This window comes from Synechococcus sp. KORDI-100, assembly GCF_000737535.1.
Lineage (GTDB): Bacteria > Cyanobacteriota > Cyanobacteriia > PCC-6307 > Cyanobiaceae > Parasynechococcus.
In genome coordinates this window covers 1,013,915-1,036,693 of sequence record NZ_CP006269.1, presented here as the reverse complement: position 1 = coordinate 1,036,693, position 22,779 = coordinate 1,013,915, and the positions used below count along the sequence as shown (strand labels likewise).

24 protein-coding genes are annotated in these 22,779 nt (G+C 59.2%); 7 read left to right on the top strand and 17 right to left on the bottom strand.

Translation table 11 applies throughout. From position 1 onward, the window contains the following. Positions 1-20 precede the first annotated feature (20 nt). From KR100_RS05200 to KR100_RS05150, 11 genes are all read right to left on the bottom strand, one after another. A complete protein-coding gene (locus KR100_RS05200; RefSeq protein WP_038543771.1) occupies positions 21-1,160 on the bottom strand; it encodes a CO2 hydration protein in 1,140 nt (379 codons plus the stop codon). Continuing rightward, the gene (locus tag KR100_RS05195; RefSeq protein WP_038543769.1) at positions 1,157-2,647 is read right to left on the bottom strand and encodes an NADH-quinone oxidoreductase subunit M; all 1,491 of its coding nucleotides are present in this window, start codon (positions 2,645-2,647) and stop codon (positions 1,157-1,159) included. Before KR100_RS05195 ends, KR100_RS05200 begins: the two co-directional genes overlap by 4 nt. 8 nt (positions 2,648-2,655) lie before the next feature. After that, positions 2,656-4,500 carry an NAD(P)H-quinone oxidoreductase subunit F gene (locus KR100_RS05190; protein ID WP_038543767.1) on the bottom strand — a complete coding sequence of 615 codons (1,845 nt, stop codon included), beginning with the start codon at positions 4,498-4,500 and terminating at the stop codon, positions 2,656-2,658. Between the two features lie 111 nt (positions 4,501-4,611). Beyond that, positions 4,612-5,163, bottom strand: a complete 552-nt coding sequence (locus KR100_RS16980) for a BMC domain-containing protein (protein WP_038543765.1) — start codon at positions 5,161-5,163, stop codon at positions 4,612-4,614. A 53-nt stretch (positions 5,164-5,216) separates the two neighbouring features. Continuing rightward, positions 5,217-5,468 carry a carboxysome peptide B gene (locus KR100_RS05180; protein ID WP_038543762.1) on the bottom strand — a complete coding sequence of 84 codons (252 nt, stop codon included), beginning with the start codon at positions 5,466-5,468 and terminating at the stop codon, positions 5,217-5,219. Further along, a complete protein-coding gene (locus KR100_RS05175; RefSeq protein WP_038543759.1) occupies positions 5,468-5,791 on the bottom strand; it encodes a carboxysome peptide A in 324 nt (107 codons plus the stop codon). The genes KR100_RS05180 and KR100_RS05175 overlap by 1 nt, the downstream gene beginning before the upstream one ends. Before the next feature lie 3 nt (positions 5,792-5,794). Further along, on the bottom strand, positions 5,795-7,540 hold the full coding sequence (locus tag KR100_RS05170; protein WP_038543757.1) for a carboxysome shell carbonic anhydrase: 1,746 nt from the start codon (positions 7,538-7,540) through the stop codon (positions 5,795-5,797). Between the two features lie 7 nt (positions 7,541-7,547). After that, positions 7,548-9,872, bottom strand: coding sequence for a CsoS2 family carboxysome shell protein (locus KR100_RS05165; RefSeq protein WP_038543753.1), 2,325 nt, complete (start codon positions 9,870-9,872; stop codon positions 7,548-7,550). Between the two features lie 99 nt (positions 9,873-9,971). Continuing rightward, on the bottom strand, positions 9,972-10,313 hold the full coding sequence (locus KR100_RS05160) for a ribulose bisphosphate carboxylase small subunit (RefSeq protein ID WP_038543751.1): 342 nt from the start codon (positions 10,311-10,313) through the stop codon (positions 9,972-9,974). Positions 10,314-10,375: 62 nt separating this feature from the next. Further along, on the bottom strand, positions 10,376-11,791 hold the full coding sequence (locus KR100_RS05155; RefSeq protein WP_038543749.1) for a form I ribulose bisphosphate carboxylase large subunit: 1,416 nt from the start codon (positions 11,789-11,791) through the stop codon (positions 10,376-10,378). A gap of 71 nt (positions 11,792-11,862) precedes the next feature. Further along, entirely contained in the window at positions 11,863-12,174 is a 312-nt protein-coding gene (locus KR100_RS05150) for a BMC domain-containing protein (protein ID WP_006169870.1), read from the bottom strand. A gap of 353 nt (positions 12,175-12,527) precedes the next feature. Between KR100_RS05150 and KR100_RS05145 the strand changes: the two genes are divergently transcribed. Further along, positions 12,528-13,109 carry a non-canonical purine NTP pyrophosphatase gene (locus tag KR100_RS05145; protein WP_038548004.1) on the top strand — a complete coding sequence of 194 codons (582 nt, stop codon included), beginning with the start codon at positions 12,528-12,530 and terminating at the stop codon, positions 13,107-13,109. Between the two features lie 24 nt (positions 13,110-13,133). Here KR100_RS05145 and KR100_RS05140 read toward each other — a convergent pair whose 3' ends face one another. Continuing rightward, a complete protein-coding gene (locus KR100_RS05140; protein ID WP_038543746.1) occupies positions 13,134-13,919 on the bottom strand; it encodes a BMC domain-containing protein in 786 nt (261 codons plus the stop codon). Positions 13,920-14,033: 114 nt separating this feature from the next. Here KR100_RS05140 and KR100_RS05135 point away from each other — a divergent pair, with 114 nt between their 5' ends. Beyond that, complete coding sequence (locus KR100_RS05135; protein ID WP_038543742.1) at positions 14,034-14,411, top strand: hypothetical protein; 378 nt, start codon at positions 14,034-14,036, stop codon at positions 14,409-14,411. Positions 14,412-14,476: 65 nt separating this feature from the next. Here the strand turns inward: KR100_RS05135 and KR100_RS14380 are convergent, their stop codons facing one another. From KR100_RS14380 to KR100_RS05125, 3 genes are read right to left on the bottom strand one after another with little or no spacing between them, the layout of a single operon-like run. After that, complete coding sequence (locus KR100_RS14380) at positions 14,477-14,950, bottom strand: calcium-binding protein (RefSeq protein ID WP_051847324.1); 474 nt, start codon at positions 14,948-14,950, stop codon at positions 14,477-14,479. An 18-nt stretch (positions 14,951-14,968) separates the two neighbouring features. After that, positions 14,969-15,259, bottom strand: a complete 291-nt coding sequence (locus tag KR100_RS15655; protein WP_156097918.1) for a hypothetical protein — start codon at positions 15,257-15,259, stop codon at positions 14,969-14,971. Beyond that, positions 15,241-15,552 (bottom strand): hypothetical protein, encoded by a 312-nt coding sequence (locus KR100_RS05125; protein WP_038543740.1) that lies wholly within the window; start codon positions 15,550-15,552, stop codon positions 15,241-15,243. Before KR100_RS05125 ends, KR100_RS15655 begins: the two co-directional genes overlap by 19 nt. A 182-nt stretch (positions 15,553-15,734) precedes the next feature. On the opposite strand from KR100_RS05125, the gene KR100_RS05120 reads away from it, so the two are divergent. The 5 genes from KR100_RS05120 (at position 15,735) to KR100_RS05100 (ending at position 20,976) form a co-directional block, all read left to right on the top strand. Further along, positions 15,735-17,012, top strand: coding sequence for a ferredoxin:protochlorophyllide reductase (ATP-dependent) subunit N (locus KR100_RS05120; protein WP_038543738.1), 1,278 nt, complete (start codon positions 15,735-15,737; stop codon positions 17,010-17,012). Between the two features lie 3 nt (positions 17,013-17,015). Then, positions 17,016-18,593 carry a ferredoxin:protochlorophyllide reductase (ATP-dependent) subunit B gene (locus KR100_RS05115; RefSeq protein WP_038543735.1) on the top strand — a complete coding sequence of 526 codons (1,578 nt, stop codon included), beginning with the start codon at positions 17,016-17,018 and terminating at the stop codon, positions 18,591-18,593. 262 nt (positions 18,594-18,855) lie between these two features. Next, positions 18,856-19,188, top strand: coding sequence for an FAD-dependent oxidoreductase (locus tag KR100_RS05110; RefSeq protein WP_038543733.1), 333 nt, complete (start codon positions 18,856-18,858; stop codon positions 19,186-19,188). 11 nt (positions 19,189-19,199) lie between these two features. Further along, positions 19,200-20,303: an FAD-dependent oxidoreductase gene (locus KR100_RS05105; RefSeq protein ID WP_038543730.1), complete on the top strand. Its 1,104-nt coding sequence runs from the start codon at positions 19,200-19,202 to the stop codon at positions 20,301-20,303. A gap of 94 nt (positions 20,304-20,397) precedes the next feature. Then, positions 20,398-20,976 (top strand): NAD(P)H-dependent oxidoreductase, encoded by a 579-nt coding sequence (locus KR100_RS05100; protein ID WP_204207786.1) that lies wholly within the window; start codon positions 20,398-20,400, stop codon positions 20,974-20,976. A 35-nt stretch (positions 20,977-21,011) separates the two neighbouring features. On the opposite strand, the gene KR100_RS05095 is transcribed toward KR100_RS05100, so the two are convergent. Both KR100_RS05095 and KR100_RS16295 read right to left on the bottom strand, forming a co-directional pair. Then, the gene (locus tag KR100_RS05095) at positions 21,012-22,370 is read right to left on the bottom strand and encodes an FAD-dependent oxidoreductase (RefSeq protein WP_162176485.1); all 1,359 of its coding nucleotides are present in this window, start codon (positions 22,368-22,370) and stop codon (positions 21,012-21,014) included. Then, on the bottom strand, positions 22,364-22,573 hold the full coding sequence (locus KR100_RS16295; protein WP_162176484.1) for a hypothetical protein: 210 nt from the start codon (positions 22,571-22,573) through the stop codon (positions 22,364-22,366). The genes KR100_RS05095 and KR100_RS16295 overlap by 7 nt, the downstream gene beginning before the upstream one ends. Positions 22,574-22,779: the final 206 nt, after the last annotated feature.

The following is a 22,779-nucleotide window of genomic DNA, read 5'->3' as shown; positions in this document are numbered from 1 at the left end:
CGAGCGCAACATCGACGCTGTTACAGAAGAGCTTCACGACGACAACCCATCAGGCGACCAGCCCATGATTCCGCATAGGCACGGTTGGCCGCCTGCTCACCTGGATCATTAGTGTCCAAGGGATGCGGCATCGTTCCTGCGATGGCCCCGTTGGTGACACAGAACATCGACTTCTGGAAGCTGACGCAGATCTGAACATGAACATCAACCTGCCCGCGGGCATGATCGTCGTACCAACGGTTGAGTTCATCCGGCAGATGCCGGTACATATCCTGCATGCAGAGACTGGGCGGAATCCCAGCTCCCATGCTTGGAATTGGATCGGCGTACAGCGCTCCGTATTTGAAATCACTGATGTCCGGTGAGATCTGACGGGCCTGGGCGTTGTACGACACCGTGCCGAGGAAGGGCATACCGCGAAAAAACACCGCTTCCACATACGGCACAGCGACATCAACCAGAAAGGTGAGGCCAGCGTCCGGTGGAAGAACCCAGATCTCTTCCCCAGCAATCACAACCTTGTAGGTGATCGGACTGCCGGCAGCCGCAACAAGACCGTCGCGGATGTGATGCACCACATCCTTCACGCAGGCCACCTCGCCGATGCGATAGCGACGAGCCAGATCAACAAACAAATCGCTCATCACGCGCCAGAACAGGCCCAGGCAGTAAATCGTGGTGAGCGAACGAATCGATTCCGGTGCGAAACCTGGATACAAACGGTTGGTGATGCCGATCAACGGATCCCGCGATGCCTTGCGACTGATTATGCGCTGACAGGCCTCCTGAAACTCAGCACTGTCGAGATAGGCATCCAGTCCGCCCGTTCCATGCCAGAACATGGCCTTCTGGCAGTACTCGGCGTATTCGAAATTGATGCGGTCCCCCAGCAGATGATCCCAGAGGCGCTTGGGCGTGATCCCCTCATGGAAGAAGCGCATCACAGGGAACGGGTTCAGCAGCTGCTTCTCCCCTTGATCCACCAGATTTTTGCTGTATGCGTCCAGAACGATTCCATAGCTTTCCAGCACATTCACCACCTGGAGGAGGTGATCCGGGGTGTCCTTCAGCAGTGGGGTGTCGCTGAGCAGACGCCGGACCAGCTCCTCCTGGTCCGGCAGAACAGGGGCCTGGAGGGGGCGGGTGGTGGTTGCCGTCATGACAGGGCCTCACTCAACTGGCTCAAGCCGGTGGTGGCTGATTCACTGAGTCCGGACAGCAGTTCAGGCACCAATCCAAGCGCCAGTACGCCAAGGGTGAGTGCGATGGCCGGCACCTGCTCCCGAAGTGGAACGTTCTGAAGAATACGGGGATTCACCACGTCGCCGGCGGCAATCGCCAGCCGCCCGAAGAAGGCACGGTTCACCATCAGAAGGAAATACACCGCTGTGAGTCCAGAGCCCACCATGGAGAGCAAGGTGGCCAGGGGGAACGGCTGCAGACTGCCGCGGAAAATCAGAAACTCGGAGATGAAGCCAGCCATCCCGGGAATGCCGGCACTGGCCATCACACCGATGATCATCAACGACCCCGTGAGAGGAAGTCCGCGCTGGGGATTGAGCAGTCCACGCAGAACATTGAGATCTCTTGTGCCGGTGCGGGCATACACCACTCCCACAACGAGGAACAGCACCCCTGAGATCAGGCCATGGCTGACCATCTGGAAGAGAGCCCCCATCAGCCCGAGCGGAGTGGCAGCAGCAGCGGCCAGCAGCACATAGCCCATGTGGCCCACGGAGCTGTAGGCCACCATCCGCTTCATATCCGTCTGAGCGATGGCAGCGAGAGACCCGTACAGCACAGAGATCGCCGCCCACCCGGCCAGCCATGGTGAGGCGAGATGCCACGCCTCTGGGAACAGGCCCAGGCAGAAACGCAGCAATCCGTAGGTGCCCAGCTTGAGGAGAACACCTGCCAGCAGGACCGACACGGGCGTGGAAGCCTCGGTGTGGGCATCGGGCAGCCAGGTGTGAAAAGGAAACAGCGGGATCTTGATGCCGAAGCCAATCAGCAGAGCCCCCATCAGGATCAACTGGGCCGTCATTCCCAGTTCACCGGCAAGGATCGGCCGCAGACTGAAATCCATCGTTCCAGTCACGAAGGCCAGGCCGAGGAAGGCGGCAAGGATCAAGACCCCCGAAACCGCTGTCACGATCAGAAACTTGGTGGCCGCATAGGCCCTGTTGCTGCCGCCCCAGACCGCAATCAGCAGCCAGAGAGGAATCAGCTCAAGCTCATAGAACAGGAAGAACAGCAGCAGGTTCTGCGCCAGGAATGCACCATTCACAGAACCACTGATCACCAACAACAGGGCGTAATAGATGCGAGGACGGTTCTCGATCGAACGGGACGCGATCGCTGCCACCAGACAGAGAACCCCGTTCATCAGAACCAAAGGCAGGGACAATCCATCCACGGCAAGTGCGTAATCAAGACCGATGGAATGGACCCAACGGGCCTGTTCGATCAATTGCAGCCCTGACTCCGCCGGATCAAAACAGAACAGCAACGCAAAGCTGGCCAGGCACTGAATCGCCAGAATCACAATTGCGCCAAGTCGCAAACGGCAATGGGTCATCTCGCCGGGCCAGAGGATTAACGCCAGGGCGCCGGCAAAGGGAATCAGAAGCAGGAGAGAGAGCAGCATCAGATCGGTCAGGTGAGGAACCAGCTCACTGATGTGAGAAAGATGACGATGGCCATAAGAACCGTGAGCACATAGGACTGGCTCTGACCACTCACGCTGAGCTTGAGGCTGTCGGCACTGGAGAGTGAAAAGCGGGCCACACCGTGGAGCACGCCATCGACGACGTTGCGATCAAACCAGGACGCCAGTCTCGAAAACCCTGCCACCACATTGACGATGGTGATCCGGTAGAAACGCTCGGTGTAGAAGTCGTAGGCCAGGAGATCCTGAACAGCGCGCAGCAGAGGATTGAGAGAGCGCGACCAGGCTTTGCTGAGGGGCACAAGGGCTCCGGCCATCAGTCCGCCCAGACCGCTGCCGACAACCAGACCGGCCGCCCAGAGGGGAAAGGCCAGAAGGCCATCGAGGGATTCCAGACGCACGAGCAGGACTGGGGTGAGCAGCACCACCACGCTGAGGGCGACCATGGGCAGCGCCATCTGCCAGTTCACCTCTGCAGCACGTCTCGATTTGATCAGAGAATCTCCCATGAACACATGGCGGAAGACTCGGACCAGATTGAGGGCCGTGAGGGCATTGGTGATCAGAAACACCGCCATGAAAGGAATCGAGCGAACGCTGAGCAGCTCGATGCCCTGGGCCATGGCAAGAAATCCGCCCAGAGGAAGAAAGCCCACCAAACCAGCTGCACCAACCAGATAGGACGTGGTGGTGGCGGGCATGCGGCTGCCCAGTCCGCCGAGCTCAGTGATGTCCTGGCAGTTGGTGGAGGCGATGACCCCGCCAACGCTCATTGAGAGAAGCGCTTTGGAGACGGCATGGGTGTAAAGCAGCAGCAGGGCCAGAACAGGGATCTGCAGAGCGATGGCGATGAAGACCAGCCCGAGGTGGGCCGTCGTTGAATACGACAGGGTTCGCTTGATGTCGACCTGGGCGATCGCCACCAGCGAACCACCAATGGCACTGATGGTTCCGATCACCAAAAGCACCACCAAGGTCACCGGTGAGTACTGAAGGATCGGCATCACCTTCAGCAGCACGATGGCTCCACAGGTGACCACCACGGAATTACGAAGGATCGAGGCGGGATTGGGGCCCTCCATGGCCTCATCAAGCCAGAGGTGCATCGGAAACTGAGCACACTTGCCGGTTGGGCCCGCAATCAGGCCAAGTCCCAGCAAGGTGGCAGCCAACGGCGTGAGGGAGTCTCGAGCCGCCCAGGCATAAAGATCGGTGAATCCCATCACACCTGAAAAGCTGCACAGGGCCACAACACCCATCAGCAGCAGAACGTCGCCGACGCGCTTGGTGAGGAAGGCATCCCTTGCAGCGGTGACAACCAGGGGTTGGGCGTACCAGAAACCAACCAGCAGGTACGTCGAGAGGGTGAGCATCTCGAGCAGGAAGTAGCTCTGAAACAACGAATCACTCAGAACCACTCCAGACATCGCTCCTTCAAAGAAGCCAAGCAAGGCAAAAAATCGCGCCAGAGCCCACTCCTTATCCATGTATCCCAGGGAATACACCTGAGAGAACAGACTCAGACCCGTGATCAACTCAAGAGCCACCAGGTTGTTCAAGGTGAGGCTGAAACTGATATCGAGCTCAAGATCAGCAACCGTGAGCCATGGAAAGGCCAGATCGACCGGACCGCTCTGAAAGACCACCTGCAGGATCAAACTGCCGTGGATGAAAGCCAGCAGGGTCAGAAGAATGTTCAGATACGCGGCCGTCCGGTGGGCTTGGCGGCGGAACCATCCGGAAGCCCAGGGCAGTGAAACGACCATGCCGGCGAACCCGTAGATCGGGATCAACCAGGCGGTCTGAAGCGGCAGTGAAAGCTCCGAGATCAAAACGGCGAGCGGGATCTGGATCGGGCTGGTCGTTGACTGGGCGGCGAATCTAAGCGCCAGTCATGGGATTGGGGGGTCTTTGTGAACGTCCGTCAGGAACGGCGTTGACGATCAGCTGCGCCGCAGAGCGCCGCTGCCACTCAGAGCCGGTTCCACCTCCTGATGAGGGCGGGCAATGATGTGGGCCGCCACGAGTCCATCACCGACCCGTTCACAGGCATCAGCACCGGCACGCACAGCAGCATTCACAGCACCGGTTTCACCGCGAACCATCACCGTCACGTAACCGCCACCGACATATTCACGGCAAACCAGAGTGACCTCCGCCGCCTTGGTCATGGCATCTGCCGCTTCGATGGCCGGGACCATGCCACGGGTTTCAATCATGCCGAGGGCGATTCCCTGCACCGCAGCGGAGCCGGAGGAACCGGCCGGGGTTGGCTGACTGACAGCTCCACCGCCACCTGAAACGCTGGATCCACTCCCGCGAGTCGTTGTTGAAGAGCGACTGGATGTCGGCGAGGGGGAGGGAGTGGTAGACCGGCGAGACGACGACGTTGCACTGGCCTTGGAGGTGCTGCTCACGGGCGTCACATCAACCGTTTTGGACGCAGCCGTTGATCGTGTGGTGCGGCGGCGAGGAGACGGGGAAGGAGTAGCCATGGAAAAGATGAAGTGGAAGCGGAGCGGAAGCGGAGGACTGCAGGGAGACGTCCCTATCCGTCCGGAGTCCAGTGGTCGATGATGCCGCCGATGGTGAGATCGGTCTGAATCTGAGGATCAGGACAGGCGAACCGGGCAGCGGAGCCGCTGGCGGTGAACACCCAGTTGCCTTCGCGAGCTCCGACAGGGTCCACGGCAACCATTCGCTTGCCTTTGGAATTGCGAAGCACGCGCAGGTGCATATGGCTCAGTCCTGCCACCCGGTAGGTGCACACCATGGTTCCCATCACCTGCATGATCTCCATCAGGCCTTGGCACCCCCGGGCGGTTTGATCGAAGGTCCTGCGGCGGCGGTGTTCGGAGTGGCTGACGTCGTTTTTGGAGGATCCGGCTCCCAGTGGTCGATGATCCCCACAATGGTGAGATCGCTGGGGTAGGACTTGCTTCCAGCCGCTTCACGGGCCGCGGAACTGCTGACACAGATCACCCAGTCCCCAGGCTTGGCTCCGACGGCATCCACAGCCACCTTTTTGGTGCTGCCGTCAAGCACCACCTGGAGGTGCTTGTGCTCAAAGTCCGGAATCCTGTTGGTGGAGACGAGCGGTTTGATGACCTTGACGATGAGCATGATTCAGTGAGCCTCCGGAAGTTGCGGGTCAAGCGTGGAACCGACGACCTCGGCCGGAGCCGTCTGGTTGCGGTCGCGAATGGTGAGACAAGTGTGGAGCAGCCCCTCCTTGACCAGATCGTCGTAACGAACGGCGATGGCCTGATCCACCCGTTGGCAATCGGCGATGGCCCGTTCACGGGCACCGGGCACACGACCTGAATAGTCGAAACGCACCACGATCGGGATCGGCAGATCCCGGGCCACGTTGAGGCCCGTGAAAATCTTGATGCCGACATCAAGGTCAGGGGCCCCCTCTTCAACGGTGTCGAGATGGGCGAAGTAGGTGAGGTTGCGCAGATGCACCTCCTTGAAGCCGATGCCAACGCCGATGAAACGCTCCGCATGGCCTGCATCGGGATAGGGACCGGCGTGCTGGTCCTGGACGTAGTCGATCTGGGAGATGTTGTTGGCGATCAACCGGGTCAAAAAGGCAACCATTCCAGCGTCCATGGGAGCTGGCGCGGAGCTTTCAACCGCTTCGGCGATCTGGGCCATCGCCTGATCGGCTGTCATGGATGCCGTGGCTGCATGCAATTCCCTGGCGCAGAGCCAGCGGTCGAGCACCATCTCGCTGTCACGGCCCGGGGGATGCACACGGATCGCATCGGTATCGGTGTCGAGGCCGATCAAAAGAAGATCAACGGAAGCGCCGCAACAGAAGCTGTTTTCAACCGACTCGCGGAAATCCAGAAGACGTTGGTGTCCCGCCGCAGCAGCCAGTTCATCGTTGCTGCCGTGGGCGGCACAACCCTGATGGGAAGGATCGAGGGAGCTGAAGTGGTAGGTGACCACCTTCAGATAACGCGTGGGGTCCGTGGAGGGATTCGGAGTCCCTTCGCGGTAGCGGCGATGCTCTGTTTTGATCCAGCGGTTGACCGTGTTCTCCACATCGAACATCGCCCCGGCGTGGGAACGGCGACGCACAGCGCTGAAGGGAATGCGCAGGGCATAGGCCACGGTGTGCGCAAGGCGGCCGTCAGCACAGGGGGTCAGATCGAGCAGATGGATCCCGCAATCGAGCAGGAACTGCTCGAACTCCCTTGACGCCGCACTGCCGGAGGCTGCCTCTAGGGGGTCGTCCTGAAAGAAGCGATCGCTGAACAGACGATGACTCTCAAACACACACCAGGCGAACAGGGCGCGCATGTCAAGGGGACGTACCCAGGCCCGCTGGAGGATGTGATCCGGCAGGTCGAAGCCAAGTTCCGTCCGGCATAGCCGTTGGGCCTGCGGGATGAAATCGGTTTCATGCTGAAGGGAGGAAACCCGCTGAAGCAAGGGAACGATCCGATCAAAACGGCCCTTGATCTCCTGCTCGTAGGACTGGAGACGCCCGTTCGCCGCTGCATCCGTGAGCGGATGTCGCCGGTGGGTGATCGGCAGCGAGGTGCGACTCAGATTGAAGGGAACGGCCCGGGTGGCAGCTTTCTCACGACGCACCCAGCCGGGCTGGGACGGGGCAGGGCGCTGGGCATCGCTGCTGGAGCGAATCCGACCACCAGCAACGGAGCCGCGATCAAGCTGCGCCGCCTTGCCCGACGTCGTCAAAGCACGACGCCGCTCGAGTGCCGCACTCCGCGTTGACGTCTCCTGATCCGACGTCGTCTGTGCGTGATCGGCGCTGTTGGCGAGCTGCTGAAGCTGGCGACGGGTTGGCGCCGAGGGGGCCTGAGGTCGCCCGCCGCGGAGAGGCTTGGAGCGAACCATCAATCGATTAACCCCTAGCGCCGCCAGAGACGGTGATCAGGGAACCCTTCTCGGTGTTGCCGCTGGAACCGGTGACCCTGCTGACTGGCCAGTCGTCCTCCTCGTTGCGTTTGCGCTCGAAGGGAGACATCGCGCTCATCGGGCCCGGGCGGCTGGGGTTGCGACGGCGTGCCGAGGCGCCCTCGGTGCCGGTGACGTGCTCACCACGATCCCAGTCGTCACCTGTGATCTTGGCGGAAGAACCCTCACCGGTCACGCGGGAGGCAGGCTTGTCAGCCGGCTCACTCATGACGGCCACGGTGGGCTGAAACTGGCGGCGTTGGAAGTCGCGGTTGTCGAAGCGAAATTGCTCGGTCCCGGTGACCTTGCCGCCGGCCATGTCGAAGGGACCGGTGATGCGGTTGCCCTGTTCATAGGCGGTGCCGGTGACCGCACCCTGGGAATCTCGCTGCTGCTGGGCTGCACGTGCAGGAGACATCACGCTGAAGCGTGTCCAGGGTGCGCCCTCCTGGGCCTGGCCATGGCTGTCGCTGCCGACCGGGGCATCACTGCCGCAGGCGGCAGTCAATTGATCGGCTCCGACATAGGGAGTACCGGTCACAGGTTCACAGGCTCCTCGCTCAGCACCGGTCATCAACCCGTTGATGCCGGGCTGCAGGCCGGTCATCGGCGCTGCGGGCGTACCGGGACGAACGGGAGTGCGCTGACGAATGGCCTGCACTGCCGATGTACCGCAGTTGTTTCCGGCATCTTCCAGACCCGCATAGGGAGTTCCAGTCACGGCCTTGCATGTTCCAGGCTCATCGCCGGTGACCTTGTCGGAGCGCCCCGTGCGCGTGCCACTCACCACCTGATTGCGGTTGGTGACGCTGAAGCCGACCTTGGCGGCCTCAGGATCGGGCTTGCTGCTGCAGAAGGCATTCACCTGCTCAGCGCTGATGTATTGATCACCGGTGACCCGATGGCAGGACCCGAATTCATTGCCGGTGACCTGGGACGAGCGACCCACCATGGTGCCGGTCAAGCCAGTGCCTGAGAGGGTTGCTGACTGACCGACCTTGCCGGCTGGACGTCCGTCGGGGAGGGGATCGGAGCCGAGGTACTGATCACCGGTGAGACTGCGGTTGGCGCCGGCTTCATCACCGGTGACGCTGGCGGAGCGACCCACCATGACGCCGCTGACAGGACGTCCCTGCAGGGTGAGGCTGTGGCCCACTTTGCGAGGGGATGCGCCGCCACCACCGCAATAGGACGCCGCCTGGTTGGCGGAGATGTACTCCGTACCGGTCACGCTTTTGCAGGTACCGGGCTCATCGCCGGTGACTTTGTCGGAACGGCCGACTTCATTACCGGTGACGCGGTTGCCGTGGCTGGTGGCTGTGACGCGAACCTTGGCTGGCGTGGTGGGCTCGGGAGCGGTCTGACAGAAGGTCTGGAAGACTTCAGCTCCGAGATATTCAGTTCCTGTGATCGAGCGGCAGGTGCTGGCCTCGTTCCCTGTTGTCTTGACGGAACGATTGGCCTGGGTGCCTGTGACCGTTTGTCCGGAGCTTGTGGTGCTCTGGCCGACTTTCCAGTGAGCATCCGCTGCCGCAGCCTGCTTGGCACCATTGCGATTGGGGCCGGTTGGTCGGGTCACTCCTGCGCCTTGCTTGTTGCGGGCGCCGGCCTTGGCGCGCAGCTCGCGCACCTGCTGTGCCAGCTCGCGACTGGTGAGATCAGGATTGGCCTGGCGGGCAACGGCCGCAGCACTCGTGGGTTGCTTGCCTGCTGTTTTGCCATGTTTCGACATGGCTTCGCGGCGCGCCAAGACGAGAGCGCGGCTGGGATTCTCAATCGCGCGACGCTTCGGCACTGTTGGACGACGAACGTGTCTGGAGCTCAGTCGCGGAGCAGGTGTCGGTGCAGTGGCGACCACTGGGGTCTCGAAGACGGCCGGGGCTGCTGCAACGACCGGCTTGCTGTGGCGCGCGACGTCAGCACGATTGCGATCTTTGCTGGTATCCGCCTTCTTGCCACGGCGTGAGAGGGCATCCCGGCGAGCCAGGACGAGATCACGGCTGGGATTGCGCTGGGGTTTCACCTGCGCGCGGGGCGCTGCAGAGGCAGTGAAACGCGATGTCGCTGCAGACGCTGCAGGACTTGCAACCGCCACCACTGGCGCTGCAGCGACAGGATCAGAGGCATTGGCCAGGGTCCGGGTCTGGCGGGCATCCGACGCGGTCCGCACTCGGTTGTCACTGGAACCGGCGACGACGGACGCCTTCTTGCCGGCTGTTGTCAGCGCCTTGCGGCGCTCGAGTGCAAGTTCACGACTGGAAAGTCTGGCCATGTCCGCCCGAAGGTGTGGTCGATGAATGGAGGGGGCAATCCCCCGAAAAATGCTTGAGCCCTGATGAGGTCAGGGCTCGGAACCGTTCAGAGAGAGGGATCAGCGCCCTTCGAAGACCACGAAGCAGGCACCCTGGCTTTGGGTGTAAGCGTCGTAACCAACGATGCGGACGTGGTGGTCGGGGTAAGCGCGATGGCAGGCCTCGAGCTCACTGACAATCAGGTTGAGGTCCTTCTCACCGAAGAAGGGCAGCTTCCAATAGGACCAGTAGGAGGCCATGGAATTGCTGGGGTGGACGTGCTCGATGAGCGGGCTCCAGCCCTGGGCAATGATGTAGGCGATCTGGTCGTAGATCTCTTCCTGGGTCATCGGCGGGAGGAAGCCGAAAGTCTCCAGGGTGGCGACTGTTTGGTAGTCACCCACGGTGCTCTGGAAAGGCATGGGGATCCTGGGTTGAAGAAATGGATAGGGCCGGCTGAGTTAGCAACCGGCCGGGGTGTCGATCACTGCTGAACGTCGAGCTTGTCGACGGTGTCGAATTCGAACTTGATTTCCTTCCAGGTCTCGAGAGCAATCGCCAGCTCGGGGCTGTGCTTCGCGGCCTCGGTGAGGATGTCGCGGCTCTCTTTCTCGAGATGGCGACCGGCGTTGCGTGCCTTGACGCAGGCCTCGAGGGCCACACGGTTGGCAGCAGCACCTGCAGCTGAGCCCCAGGGGTGACCGTGGGTACCACCACCGAACTGAAGAACGGAGTCGTCGCCGAAGATCGTGACCAGGGCCGGCATGTGCCAGACGTGAATACCGCCGGATGCAACGGCGAACACACCAGGCATGGAACCCCAGTCCTGATCGAAGAAGTTGCCGCGGCTGCGATCTTCGGGAACGAAGGATTCACGCAGTTGATCGATATAACCGAGGGTGGTCTGACGATCACCTTCCAGTTTTCCGACCACAGTGCCGGTGTGAAGCTGGTCACCGCCGGAGAGACGCAGACACTTGGCGAGGACGCGGAAGTGGATGCCGTGCTTGGGGTGACGGTCGATCACCGCGTGCATGGCGCGGTGGATGTGCAGCAGCATGCCGTTCTTGCGGCACCACCTCGACAGACCGGTGTTGGCCGTGAAGCCACCGGTAATGAAGTCGTGCATGATGATCGGCATTCCGAGTTCCTTGGCGAACTCAGCGCGCTCATACATCTCTTCAGGCGTGTTGGCGGTCACGTTGAGATAGTGACCCTTCTTCTCGCCTGTTTCCTGCTCTGAAAGCTTGATGGCTTCCGCGACGAATTCGAAGCGGTTCTGCCAACGCTGGAAGGGCTGGGAGTTGATGTTCTCGTCGTCCTTGGTGAAGTCGAGACCACCACGCAGGCACTCATAGACAACACGGCCGTAGTTCTTACCGCTCAGGCCGAGCTTCGGCTTGATGGTGCAACCCAGCAGTGGACGTCCGTACTTGTTCATCCGGTCACGCTCGACCTGGATGCCATTCGGCGGGCCATAGCAGGTCTTGATGAAGGCGAGCGGGAAGCGCAGGTCTTCGAGGCGTAGGTGGCGCAGGGCCTTGAAGCCGAAGACGTTGCCGACCAAGGAGGTCAGAACGTTGGTGATCGAACCCTCTTCGAACAGATCGAGGGGGTAGGCGATGAAGGCGTAGAAGGACTCCTTGTCGCCAGGAACATCTTCGATGCGGTAGCAACGGCCCTTGTAGAAGTCGAGGTCGGTGAGGAGCTCGGACCAGACAGTGGACCAGGTACCGGTGGAGGATTCAGCAGCCACAGCAGCGGCAACCTCTTCTTTGGGAACACCTTCCTGGCCGGTGCACTTGAAGCAGGCCAGCAGGTCGGTGTCGAGGGGGACGTAATCAGGAGTCCAGTAGGTATCCCTGTACTCCTTGACCCCAGCGTCGTACTTCTTGCTCATGGGAAAACTCCGTTAGGTCGTTAGGGGGGGTGAGACGTTCGTGTGCCTCGTCAGAGGCTCAGCGGAAGATCTCAGTCCTTCTGACCGAGGAAGTTGCCGTTACCCAGGGCAGGTTCCACTTCGCGGTGAGGGCGGGCAATGATGTGAGCAGCAACAAGGCCGTCACCGACGCGCTCGCAAGCATCAGCGCCAGCACGCACAGCGGCGTTGACGGCACCTGTTTCGCCGCGAACCAGAACGGTGACGTAACCGCCGCCGACGAACTCACGACCGATCAGGCGCACTTCTGCAGCCTTGGTCATCGCATCAGCTGCCTCAATGGCGGGGACCAGGCCGCGGGTCTCGATCATGCCGAGAGCGATGCCCATGGTTTCGTTAGCCATGCCTACCGGGAGAATGGGTGGATTGTTCGCCCGAGAGACTGCTCTGCTGACAGCACTCCCGTCAAGCAATTCGGTGGCATACCGCAATCACTGTCCATAGTGAACGAAATAAGCCGGGCTTATCACCCTGTCCCTGACTGTTCCGAACTGCTGTGGGAATTCCTGTGCTGGCCTGCAGACAGAAGGTTGTCGACCTGGCCTGAGCTGAATATTTTCTTGCCGTGAAACGGTCCCAAGGCTCTGCTGAGGGGTGGAATGTTCAACCCGTACCGTTTCACTCAACCCGCCGTTGTCAGATCCCTACCCCTAATCCACGTCAGGCCAGCACAATGGTGACCGATTTGCGGTCTCCCTTGAAGCCCAGGCTGATCCTTGCGACCAGCAATCCAACCAAGATTGCTGAAATCGAAGCCATGCTTGCGCCGCTGGATCTCGTTGTTGATCGCCAACCAAGCGATTTGGACGTTGAGGAGACAGGACACACGTATCGCGAAAATGCCGCACTGAAGGCGTCGGCAGCGGCCAGGCGCACTGGGCACTGGTCCCTCGCTGATGATTCAGGCCTTGAGGTTGATGCTCTCTCCGGTGCTCCGGGCCTGTTTTCAGCCCGTTACGCCGAAACGGATGCCTTGAAGCTTGAGAAATTGCTCAGTGCTGTCGGTCCGACCCCTTATCGGAGTGCCTGCTTTCGAAGCACCATGGTGATCAGCGATCCAACAGGAACCTGCGTCGCTGCCGCCGAGGGGATCTGCTGGGGTGAACTGCTCAGCGCTCCTGCCTATCCAGGTGGTTGCTACGAGTCGTTGCTCTGGATCCGTGAGGCCCGCTGCACCTATGGCGAACTCAATCACGCCCAGCTGATCCGACTCGGCAGTCGCGGCAAAGCTGCACGAGCTCTTGCACCGGATTTACGTCAACTGCTTCAGCTCAGCTGAGTGCAGCGATCAGTGCAATCGCAATCAGCGAAGCCGTGAATTGCTGTTGACATGGTCGATGGCACGCATCGCCGCTGCCGCCGCTTCCTCGACATCACCCTCTCGCCCTGCCAGGGTTAAACGTCCGAAGGCGCCCACCGCCTTCACATCCACCAGGGTGATGTTGGACGCTTTTTCGGCTTCGTTGGCGGCGATCAGCACATATCCCGCCGGCTCCGTCTCAAGAATGAACATGCTCATGCCGGCTTCAATCATCGAGCCGCGTCGGTTCTGACGGTTGATCAACACGGCATGGTCCGGGGTGATCGCTCGGATGACTTCGGTCCAGCTCACATCCGCAGGAGACCGCTGATCGATGGTGCTGCCGATCGCTTCCAGCACCACATCCCCGGAATGGAGAACCGTGCTCTGATCGCGGTGGTACAAGGCCATCGAACCGAACGCCCGTTCCACGACCATCTGGCCGAGACGAACATTGCTGGCCTTGAGAGCAATATCGGTCACGCGGTGAACCGCCATTCCCGGCGACACCTCCATCCAAAGGCAGGCGTCTCCGGGAATGGGCAGAAATCCCTGGCTCACCGATCCCATGTAGGCCGCCAGTTGCGGCTGCAGCGAGTCGATGAACACGTGGGTACGCAATTCGATCGACTGCACATGGCTGTTCTGACGAAGCAGCCGGGGCGACTCTGAATCCGTTGTCACAACACAGCTCGCGCCCCCCTGCTGGGGGGTCACCTCAGTGCCGGTGACGAGAGCACTACCGCCGCGTCGCCGCTCCCGAGCATCGAAGCTGGCAAAACGGGTCATGGCCGGGAGTGTAACGGACGCTTTCGGTCCTGTTGGTGCCTCATTAGGCCAGTGATTGACACTCTTGCGTCCTGAAGCGGAGCCGATACCGTCCGCGAAACACCCCTGAAGACCATGGCGCTTCCGGATCAGTCCCAGTCACCCATGCCGATGAATGCCGATCAGGCACTCGGCATGGTGAGCTTTGGATTGATGCAGCGCCTAGCCCAGGATGGCCAGGTTGAGTTGCCCTGGCTGGAAACCGACAGCAGCGATGCCGAAAGGATCCGGCAGCTGCGTCAGCGACTGGAGCTCACAGCTCTGGCAATCGATACCGGAGCACCGCTCACAACATCTGAGGTGAGCTTCCTGATGGGTGCCAAACCAGGCGGCGAACGGGTAGAACGTGGCGGTCTTGTGGCCAGGAAAGTCAGCCGCAATGTTTGGCGGATCAGCCGAGTGGAGTCCAACGATCACAATTTCCGAAATGATGGATTCCGCCGACGCCTTTGAATGATTTAAAAGTTGTAGAGGCTCGATTCAAACTAAACGCTTGATTTGCTCGCTCAATTAAGACTTTAGCCATAAATATAAGCCTTTTCAAGATTGTGACGGCCATTGAATTCGGCTATGTCATTTCCACTCTTTCGATCGTAAATATAGGTTTTATTGCCATCATATTCCCAATCCCAATTCCAATATGTTTTGTTGCCGTTCACAATCCAGAACTCGTCTTCTCTCAATTTGAAGTCATTAATTGTCTGATATCCCTTTAAGTCAATAACGAACCGATCCTGCCCAGAACCTCCCCGGAGCCAATTGTTACCGAGACCACCGTCGAGAATATCATCACCGTTTCCCCCATAAAGATCATCATTTCCGGCATCACCAAAAAGGATATCGTCACCTGAACGGCCTTGAAGCTCGTCATTTCCACCGTAGCCAAAAACATCATCATCTCCGTTCTTTGCAGTGATATCGTCGCTTCGCCTGGTACCAAAAAATTCCTTGATTTTGCCACCAGATTGTTTGTCCTGATCACTTGGCTTCACAGACCCATCGCGGGATCCTCAGATCATTTCAAGCGCTTGGAGATCGGAAGTAGAAAATTTTGTATCCCAACCATTTGGCCCGTCGTTGTAAGACATCACCGTGTCGGATGAGTCCCACTTCTTGCTATGTGGCTTCTCCTTCGGGTGAGAGAGGCCTAATGCATGGCCGATTTCATGGATGATTGTAAACAAATCACTATCATTTTGCGATCTTTTTCCATCCGTATCGCGCCACAAAACATCCCACCATGATCCAGCGCGACGCTTGTGCTCCTGATCAGCGACTTCACCTAAATCATCTTTTCCCAATCACTGGAATCAATCACGCTGTAAATATCGATATCGGATCCTTTTGTTGTTGGGGATCGTTCAAAATCGATGGCCAACAAGGTGTCCAGCCCATCAAAGATCCCCTCAATGAAGCGGACCTCTTCAGTCGTGTGAGGCAGGGTTGTGATGGTTCGACCATCCGCCAGAGATTGGGTTCCATCGGAGTCGTCGATGTAATAAGTCAGAACAACATCGTCATCGAGGTCAAGCGCTGCTTTGGTATGCCTCGAAAAATCCTTGCTGATCAGAAATTTTGGATTGACGCCAGCCATAGCTCTTCATTGAACTGCTGTTGACGTTTGACTTAGCAAGGCTTTGCATCGACGACACGAACACATCCCCGTTCTGGACATGTCTTGATTCCTGTACTGATCCCAAAGAGTTTGCGCAGGCTCTGGCGTGTGGGGCCCGTGATCTTGCAAGTTGAAGGGAGATCCTCTATCCGGAGCGGCCGATGGCCGGGCCCACCCTGTTGAAGGAGAGCGGACCGCGTGAGGTGTTCTGCGGTCTCACCTCCATCGTCTGGCTGCATCGGCGCATGCCAGATGCCTTTTTCCTGGTGGTGGGGTCTCGCACCTGCGCCCATCTAATTCAGAGCGCTGCCGGAGTGATGATCTTTGCCGAGCCGCGCTTCGGCACAGCCATCCTCGGCGAGCGAGACCTGGCAGGCCTCGCGGATGCCCATGACGAACTTGACCGGGTCTGCCGCGAACTTCTGCAGCGGCGCCCTGAAATCCGAACCTTGTTTCTGGTGGGCTCCTGCCCCAGCGAGGTGATCAAGCTGGATCTGGCCCGTGCTGCGGAACGTCTGAACGACGACATGCAAGGCCGAGTTCGGGTGGTGAATTATTCCGGCAGCGGCATCGAAACCACTTTCACCCAGGGAGAAGACGGTGCCCTGGCCGCCCTCGTTCCGATGCTGCCACGCAGCGACGAGCGCCAGCTGTTGCTGGTAGGCACCCTGGCTGACGCTGTCGAGGATCGACTGATCCACCTCTTCGGACGCCTTGGGATCTCAACCATCCGCAGCCTGCCGCCGCGTCAATCGACGGAGCTTCCTCCCGTGGGCGCCGGCACAACGGTGTTGCTGACCCAACCGTTCCTGACGGAGACAGCCCGGTTGTTGAAGGATCGTGGCGCCACGGTGCTCACCGCTCCCTTTCCACTTGGTTCGGAAGGCAGCCGCCGTTGGATGGAAGCGGCGGCTCAAGACTTCGACATCCCCGCTGAGCGCGTAGCCGGCGTCCTGGATCCTCTGGTCGAGCGGGCGAGCAAGGCCCTCGAACCCCACCGGCAGATTCTCCAGGGCAAGCGCATTTTTCTGTTGCCGGAATCCCAGTTGGAGCTGCCGTTGGCCCGATTCCTGCAACGGGAGTGCGGCATGGAGCTGATCGAAGTCGGCACGCCTTATCTGAATCGGGAGCAGATGGCCGAAGAGCTGGCCCTCCTTCCCGAGGGAACCCCAGTCATGGAGGGCCAACACGTCGAGCAACAGCTGGATCGTGTGCGCAACAGCTCCCCCGATCTGGTGGTCTGCGGAATGGGACTGGCCAATCCCCTGGAAGCCGAGGGAATCGCCACCAAATGGTCGATTGAACTGGTGTTCAGTCCAATTCACGGCATCGACCAGGCCGGTGATCTCGCGGAGCTGTTCTCCAGGCCGCTGCGCCGTCGCCAGCTGATCCATCCAGGACTTCAACCGATGAACGCTGACCACCCTGTGCACGCCTGAACCATGCAACTGACGCTCTGGACCTACGAAGGACCTCCCCACGTGGGCGCCATGCGCATCGCGGCATCGATGCAAGGCTTGCACTACGTGCTCCACGCTCCACAGGGGGACACCTACGCCGATCTGCTGTTCACGATGATCGAGCGGCGGGGCCAGCGGCCACCCGTCACCTACACAACGTTCCAGGCCCGCGACCTGGGTGGCGACACCGCCGAGCTGGTCAAACGACATGTGCGTGAGGCCGTCGACCGTTTCCAGCCCGATGCCCTGTTGGTCGGTGAGAGCTGCACCGCTGAACTGATCCAGGATCAACCCGGGGCCCTCGCTCAGGGGATGGGCCTCGACATGCCTGTCGTGACCTTGGAGTTGCCCGCTTACAGCAAGAAGGAGAACTGGGGAGCCGCGGAAACCTTCTATCAGCTGGTGCGCAGCCTGCTGAAAGCGCAGGTGCCAACGCAGCCCAACCACAGTCCACTGGCCTGGCAGCAGGAGGGACGGCGACCGCGGGTCAACCTGCTTGGCCCCTCATTGCTCGGGTTCCGCTGCCGCGATGATGTTCTCGAAGTGCAACGACTGCTCACACTCCATGGCATCGATGTGGGTGTCGTGGCTCCCCTGGGTGCCGGCGTCAACGATGTGCAGCGTTTGCCCCAGGCCGATCTCAACGTCTGCCTGTACCCCGAGGTCGCTGAATCGACCTGCAGCTGGCTGGAGCGCAACTTCGGCATTCCCTTTTCCCGCACCGTTCCGATCGGGATCGGTGCCACCCACGATTTCCTCTGTGAAGTGCACGGGCTGCTGGGCATGGATCCCCCAGACCGCCGTGAGGCACATCAGCGATCACGCCTGCCCTGGTATTCCGAGTCGGTGGACTCCACCTACCTCACGGGGAAGAGGGTGTTCATCTTCGGAGACGGCACCCATGCACTGGCAGCGGCCAGGATCTGCGGGGAGGAACTGGGCTTCAAGGTTGTCGGCCTCGGGACCTACAGCCGCGAGATGGCCAGACCTGTCAGGGCAGCTGCCAAAGCCATGGGCCTGGAGGCGCTGATCTGTGACGACTACCTCGCCGTCGAGGCGGCCATGGCTGAAGCAGCTCCGGAACTGGTGCTCGGCACGCAGATGGAACGTCACAGCGCCAAGCGACTGGGGATCCCATGCGCCGTGATCAGCACACCCATGCATGTGCAGGACGTTCCTGCCAGGACAAGCCCGCAGATGGGCTGGGAAGGGGCGAATGTGATTTTCGACGACTGGGTGCACCCATTGATGATGGGTCTGGAGGAACACCTGATCGGCATGTTCCGCCACGACTTTGAATTTGTGGACGGACATCAGAGCCACCTCGGTCATGCCGGCGGTTCCGGTGCTGCGTCCGATTCAACAGAACCCAGTGATGTTCCAGACCTGGACGATGACGCTCTGATCTGGACCTTCGATGGTGAAGCGGAGCTCAGGAAGATCCCCTTCTTTGTTCGTGGCAAGGTCCGGCGCAATGCTGAGGCCTACGCCCGGGAGGTGGGCTGCCGGGAGATCAGCAGCGAAACGCTGTACGACGCCAAAGCCCATTACAAGGCCTGATCACATGGGGGCAGATGTTGTCCTCAATCAGAGATGGATTGATCAGGCAACACTCTGGAATCGATCCAGAGTCGTTCCGGAACAAGCCTGAGACGTCGAAGAGGTCTGCCAATCCCTCCGCACCCTTTCGGCTCAACAACAACCTGAATCGGGCACGCTGCGGCACCAGGCGGCGATGCATCCTGCGCTGCAGAGACGACAGCTCTGGCTAAAAAGACGACAAGTCATCTCGCCCGCGGTGTCCCTTTCACGTCGTGAACTCATGGCCGGCGCCGGACTGGCGGGGCTCAGCAGCCTGGCTCTTCAACGCACTGGCCAGGCATCCCAGACAACGCCACCTGCCGAGGTTGATGTGGTCGTCGTCGGCGCAGGCTTGTCGGGCCTGGTTGCCGCTCGCCAACTGCGAAAGCAGGGGCTGCGTGTTCAGATCCTGGAAGCACGCAACCGTACGGGTGGGCGGATGATCCGTCAGACCACCCGCACGGGAGCCGTCATCGATCTGGGCGGCCAATGGGGCGGTGACACCCATCACCGATTTGAGGGCCTGGTGAATGAGCTCGGGATCGAACGATTCCCCAGCTACCACGACGGTTAGGGTGTCTTTATGTGGGATGGCCGAAGGGTTGTGGCCGATCTCGCCAAAACACCATCCAACAGCGTGCTGTTGTTCGACGGGGATCAAATCCAGCAACCACCAGAGGAGGTGGCGAAGGCCAAAGCGGCCCTGAAGGTTTTCGTTCCCTCGCCGCATCCGTTGATTCGGCCAAGCCATGGACAGCACCGAATGCCAGCGAACTCGATCGCACCTCGATACGTGCCTGGTGCGAGAACAACAGCCGCTCAAGGCTCAGCGACTTCGAGCTGGAGTGGCTGTCGGTCGTCGGCGGTTCCGGAGGCTTTGACCCCTGGGACGCCTCCATCCTTCACCTGGCCTGGACGCAATCGGTCGCCCCTCAGGACGAAGCACCCGAATCCTGGTTGCTGAAAGGGGCGGCCGGTCAGGTGGCCGAGCGGCTCAATGCTGAACTCAATTCCTTCATCAGCCTGAATTCACCGGTCCATGCCATCGAACAACAGGGCAATGGCGTTGCCCTCGGGTTCGGAACAGGCCAACGGATCAAGGCGAAAAGTGCCATCGTCGCCATTCCACCACCGTTGCGTCAGCGCATCACCTTCAGCCCCGACCTGCCGGCAGAGACCCGCTCATTCCTGCAGCGGAGCCCGATGGGATCCATGATCAAGGTGTTCGCGATCTACACGTCGGCCTTCTGGCGCGACAAGGGGCTCAACGGCTTCGGCGTTGGCAATCTCAAGACTCTGGAACTCACAGCAGACAGTTCCTTGCCGAGCGGCACACCGGGAATCCTTGCCAGTTTTGTGACAGCCAGTGCCGCTGTTGATTTCCAGAGAATGAGCGGACAACAACAACGTCGCGCTGTTCTGGATGACCTGATCGCTTACTGGGGGCCTGAAGCAGGTGAACCACAGGAATTGATTCTGCAGAACTGGAATCAGGAGGACTGGTCCTCAGGAGCCTTCACAAGCTTTGTGACCCCCGGAGCTTGGACCACTTATGGCCAGGGCTGGCAGCAATCCCATGGACGAGTGCATTGGGCCGGGACCGAAGCCTCCAGCCGCTGGCCCGGGTACTTCGAAGGCGCCATTGAAGCCGGCATTCAGTCATCGATCAAAGCGATGGCACAGGCATGACCCTGAATGATGTCAATCAGGCTGAAATCATGACGAGACATTCACCCATACCGCTCTTAAAGAAGGAACCATGAAAGCAATGCCGAAGATTTTTATGATCAATGCCCACGAACCAGAATTCGGCTCATATTCTCCTGGCAAACTGAACCAATCTCTCTTTGAAATCGCAGCAAGCCAATTCCTGAGCAGAGGTTTCGAAATCAAACAAACCTGGACCGCTCGAGCCTGGGATGTTGAAACGGAAGTCAACAATCATCTTTGGTGTGACTATCTGATTGTGCAGTCACCGGTGAATTGGATGAGCTTTCCCTGGAGCTTCAAGAAATACATCGACCAGATCTACACAACGCCCGGCCATGGGAAACTCTGGCTTGGAACCGGGCGTTCGCGCCAGGCGCCGGAAAAGAACTACGGCACCAAAGGTGGTTTAACAGGTAAAAAATATATGTTCTCTCTAACATTCGACGCCCCTCTTGGAGCCTTCACTGATCCAAACGAATATTTGATGCAGGGCAGAAGTGTTGACGATTTATTTTTCCCTATGCACGTGAATTACAGATATCTTGCCATGACGCAGTTGCCTACGTTCTCAATGCACGACGTCATTGTCAACCCAAACATTGATGCTGACTTTGCTCGGTTCAAAGACCACATCAACCAGCACATCGATTAACAACCAATGAGGCTGTGGTGACTCGAACGGCTCCATCACGCCAGAACGGCATTCAGGCGCTTGACCGCGGCAAGTCCAGCCTCAATCGCACCCTCGAAATAGCCAGGCCAACGTGTTGATTGTTCCGTTCCAGCCCAGAACACCTTTCCGTGGTCATCCTGCCAACCTGATCCGAATGCAGTCCAGGCGCCGGTGCTTCGCGTAACGCCATAACCACCCCCGATCCAGGCATCTTCGGTCCAACGCACGATCACCAATTCGATCGGCTCTTTGGCCTGCGGTCCCCAGTAGGCAGCGAGATCTTTCAGAACAAGGGCCCTCTGCTCCTGATGACTCAGCTGGCTGAAACCGCCGATTTTGTTCCCAGAAACGAAACTGGCGATGATGCCTGGGTTTCCCTCAGGTGGGCAGGCATCAGCGGTCTGCTCAAGAACGTCCAAATTCCCTGAGCCAGCCGCGCAGTAACCCTGATCTCGCCAAAAGGCTGTGGGGTAAACAGCAAGCACCTTCCATTTCGACGGCATGGGGGTGCGCCGCATCAACTGCACAAACCGAGGAGGAAGTGGCGGATTGAATTGAATGTTGAGCCGCAATGGTGGCGGGATAGCAACGACGGCCGTTTTGGCTCTGACTGTTTTGCAATCACCGTAAATAACAGTTAAACCACTTGAATCCTGGTCAATTTTGAACACAGGCGCATTCAGGATGATGCGACTTCCCAGCTCATTCGCAATGATTTTGGCAACTTCACCTGCACCTTTGTAGAACAGCCAATCTTCAGCCGTTTCATTCGGTGGTGCCACTGCCATACTCCAGGCCAGATGGAGCATCGAAGATTCATAGGGTTCAAACACCTGAGCACCATTACCTCGACAGATCCAGCCGAACATCCACTGTGCCAAGGGAGCAGCATTACGTTCTAAAAGCCACTGAGAGACAGGAGTCGCGTCCAACACCTGCGCATTTGGAGAGGTCCAGGGCTGTTCAACCGATATGGATTTAGAGATCTCAAACAACTCGTTCCAAAGCTGCAGTGCAGCTTCTTTTTCCTTCTCTGGAAGATCAATATCATCCGGGTTCGAAAATCCAATTGACCGCCAAAAATCATTGAACAAGTCAGTTGTGTATGACTTGCCATTCCAAATAAAGACACCCTTTCCTTCGTAATAAGACGGGTAACGCTTCAGTTTCAATTCCTCAGAGAGGGCCTCGAGCCGGTAATGGGTTTTTCCTCCCCATTGGCCGCCAAGGTCAATCACCCCACCACCGGCCACTTTTTGATTGACCATGCGGCCTCCGATCGTGCTTTTGGCTTCCAGCAATGTCACGGTTTTCCCTTGTTTCACCAGTTCACGGGCAGCAATCAAACCCGACAGTCCTCCTCCAATCACCACGGCATCAACAGCAGCACCCGATCGAGCTCCCTCGGCCTTAGCGCTGCGTCCAACGACGGCAGCACCAGCCAGTCCGGCGGTGCCGGTGAGGAGAGACCGTCGAGACAGACGCATCGCTTGTCGAGAGAAGGAGCGAGATCATGATGGAAAGCTCGACGCTCGAGTGCAAGGCAGTGGGCGGAACCGTTTAGGAGCAGATACAAAGACCCGCTTCAGAAATGAAGAGGACTGCATGTCAGAAACCTGCTCAAAAAACCTGAGTAACTTCACTCATTTTCAGCCCCTCAGCATTGCAAAAGGGGCCTCCAGACCACTCCTCTGAGCCCAGATCTTTCATTTCTTGGTGAAACCCAGCCAGCGCACATGTGCTGCTGTTGAATGAAACCAACTCCTCTAGTGAAGGTCGCTG

Excerpts from the sequence above, each read along its gene's own strand:
- KR100_RS05155 (WP_038543749.1), bottom strand. The coding sequence starts at position 11,791 with ATGAGCAAGAAGTACGACGCTGGGGTCAAGGAGTACAGGGATACCTAC.
- KR100_RS05195 (WP_038543769.1), bottom strand. The coding sequence starts at position 2,647 with ATGCTGCTCTCTCTCCTGCTTCTGATTCCCTTTGCCGGCGCCCTGGCG.
- KR100_RS05165 (WP_038543753.1), bottom strand. The coding sequence starts at position 9,872 with ATGGCCAGACTTTCCAGTCGTGAACTTGCACTCGAGCGCCGCAAGGCG.
- KR100_RS05125 (WP_038543740.1), bottom strand. The coding sequence starts at position 15,552 with ATGGCTGGCGTCAATCCAAAATTTCTGATCAGCAAGGATTTTTCGAGG.
- KR100_RS05150 (WP_006169870.1), bottom strand. The coding sequence starts at position 12,174 with ATGGCTAACGAAACCATGGGCATCGCTCTCGGCATGATCGAGACCCGC.
- KR100_RS05180 (WP_038543762.1), bottom strand. The coding sequence starts at position 5,468 with ATGGAGATCATGCAGGTGATGGGAACCATGGTGTGCACCTACCGGGTG.
- KR100_RS05135 (WP_038543742.1), top strand. The coding sequence starts at position 14,034 with ATGGCGCTTCCGGATCAGTCCCAGTCACCCATGCCGATGAATGCCGAT.
- KR100_RS05170 (WP_038543757.1), bottom strand. The coding sequence starts at position 7,540 with ATGGTTCGCTCCAAGCCTCTCCGCGGCGGGCGACCTCAGGCCCCCTCG.
- KR100_RS05120 (WP_038543738.1), top strand. The coding sequence starts at position 15,735 with ATGGCCGGGCCCACCCTGTTGAAGGAGAGCGGACCGCGTGAGGTGTTC.
- KR100_RS05200 (WP_038543771.1), bottom strand. The coding sequence starts at position 1,160 with ATGACGGCAACCACCACCCGCCCCCTCCAGGCCCCTGTTCTGCCGGAC.
- KR100_RS05110 (WP_038543733.1), top strand. The coding sequence starts at position 18,856 with ATGGCCGGCGCCGGACTGGCGGGGCTCAGCAGCCTGGCTCTTCAACGC.
- KR100_RS05175 (WP_038543759.1), bottom strand. The coding sequence starts at position 5,791 with ATGCTCATCGTCAAGGTCATCAAACCGCTCGTCTCCACCAACAGGATT.
- KR100_RS05140 (WP_038543746.1), bottom strand. The coding sequence starts at position 13,919 with ATGACCCGTTTTGCCAGCTTCGATGCTCGGGAGCGGCGACGCGGCGGT.
- KR100_RS05100 (WP_204207786.1), top strand. The coding sequence starts at position 20,398 with ATGATCAATGCCCACGAACCAGAATTCGGCTCATATTCTCCTGGCAAA.
- KR100_RS16980 (WP_038543765.1), bottom strand. The coding sequence starts at position 5,163 with ATGGCTACTCCTTCCCCGTCTCCTCGCCGCCGCACCACACGATCAACG.
- KR100_RS05115 (WP_038543735.1), top strand. The coding sequence starts at position 17,016 with ATGCAACTGACGCTCTGGACCTACGAAGGACCTCCCCACGTGGGCGCC.
- KR100_RS05160 (WP_038543751.1), bottom strand. The coding sequence starts at position 10,313 with ATGCCTTTCCAGAGCACCGTGGGTGACTACCAAACAGTCGCCACCCTG.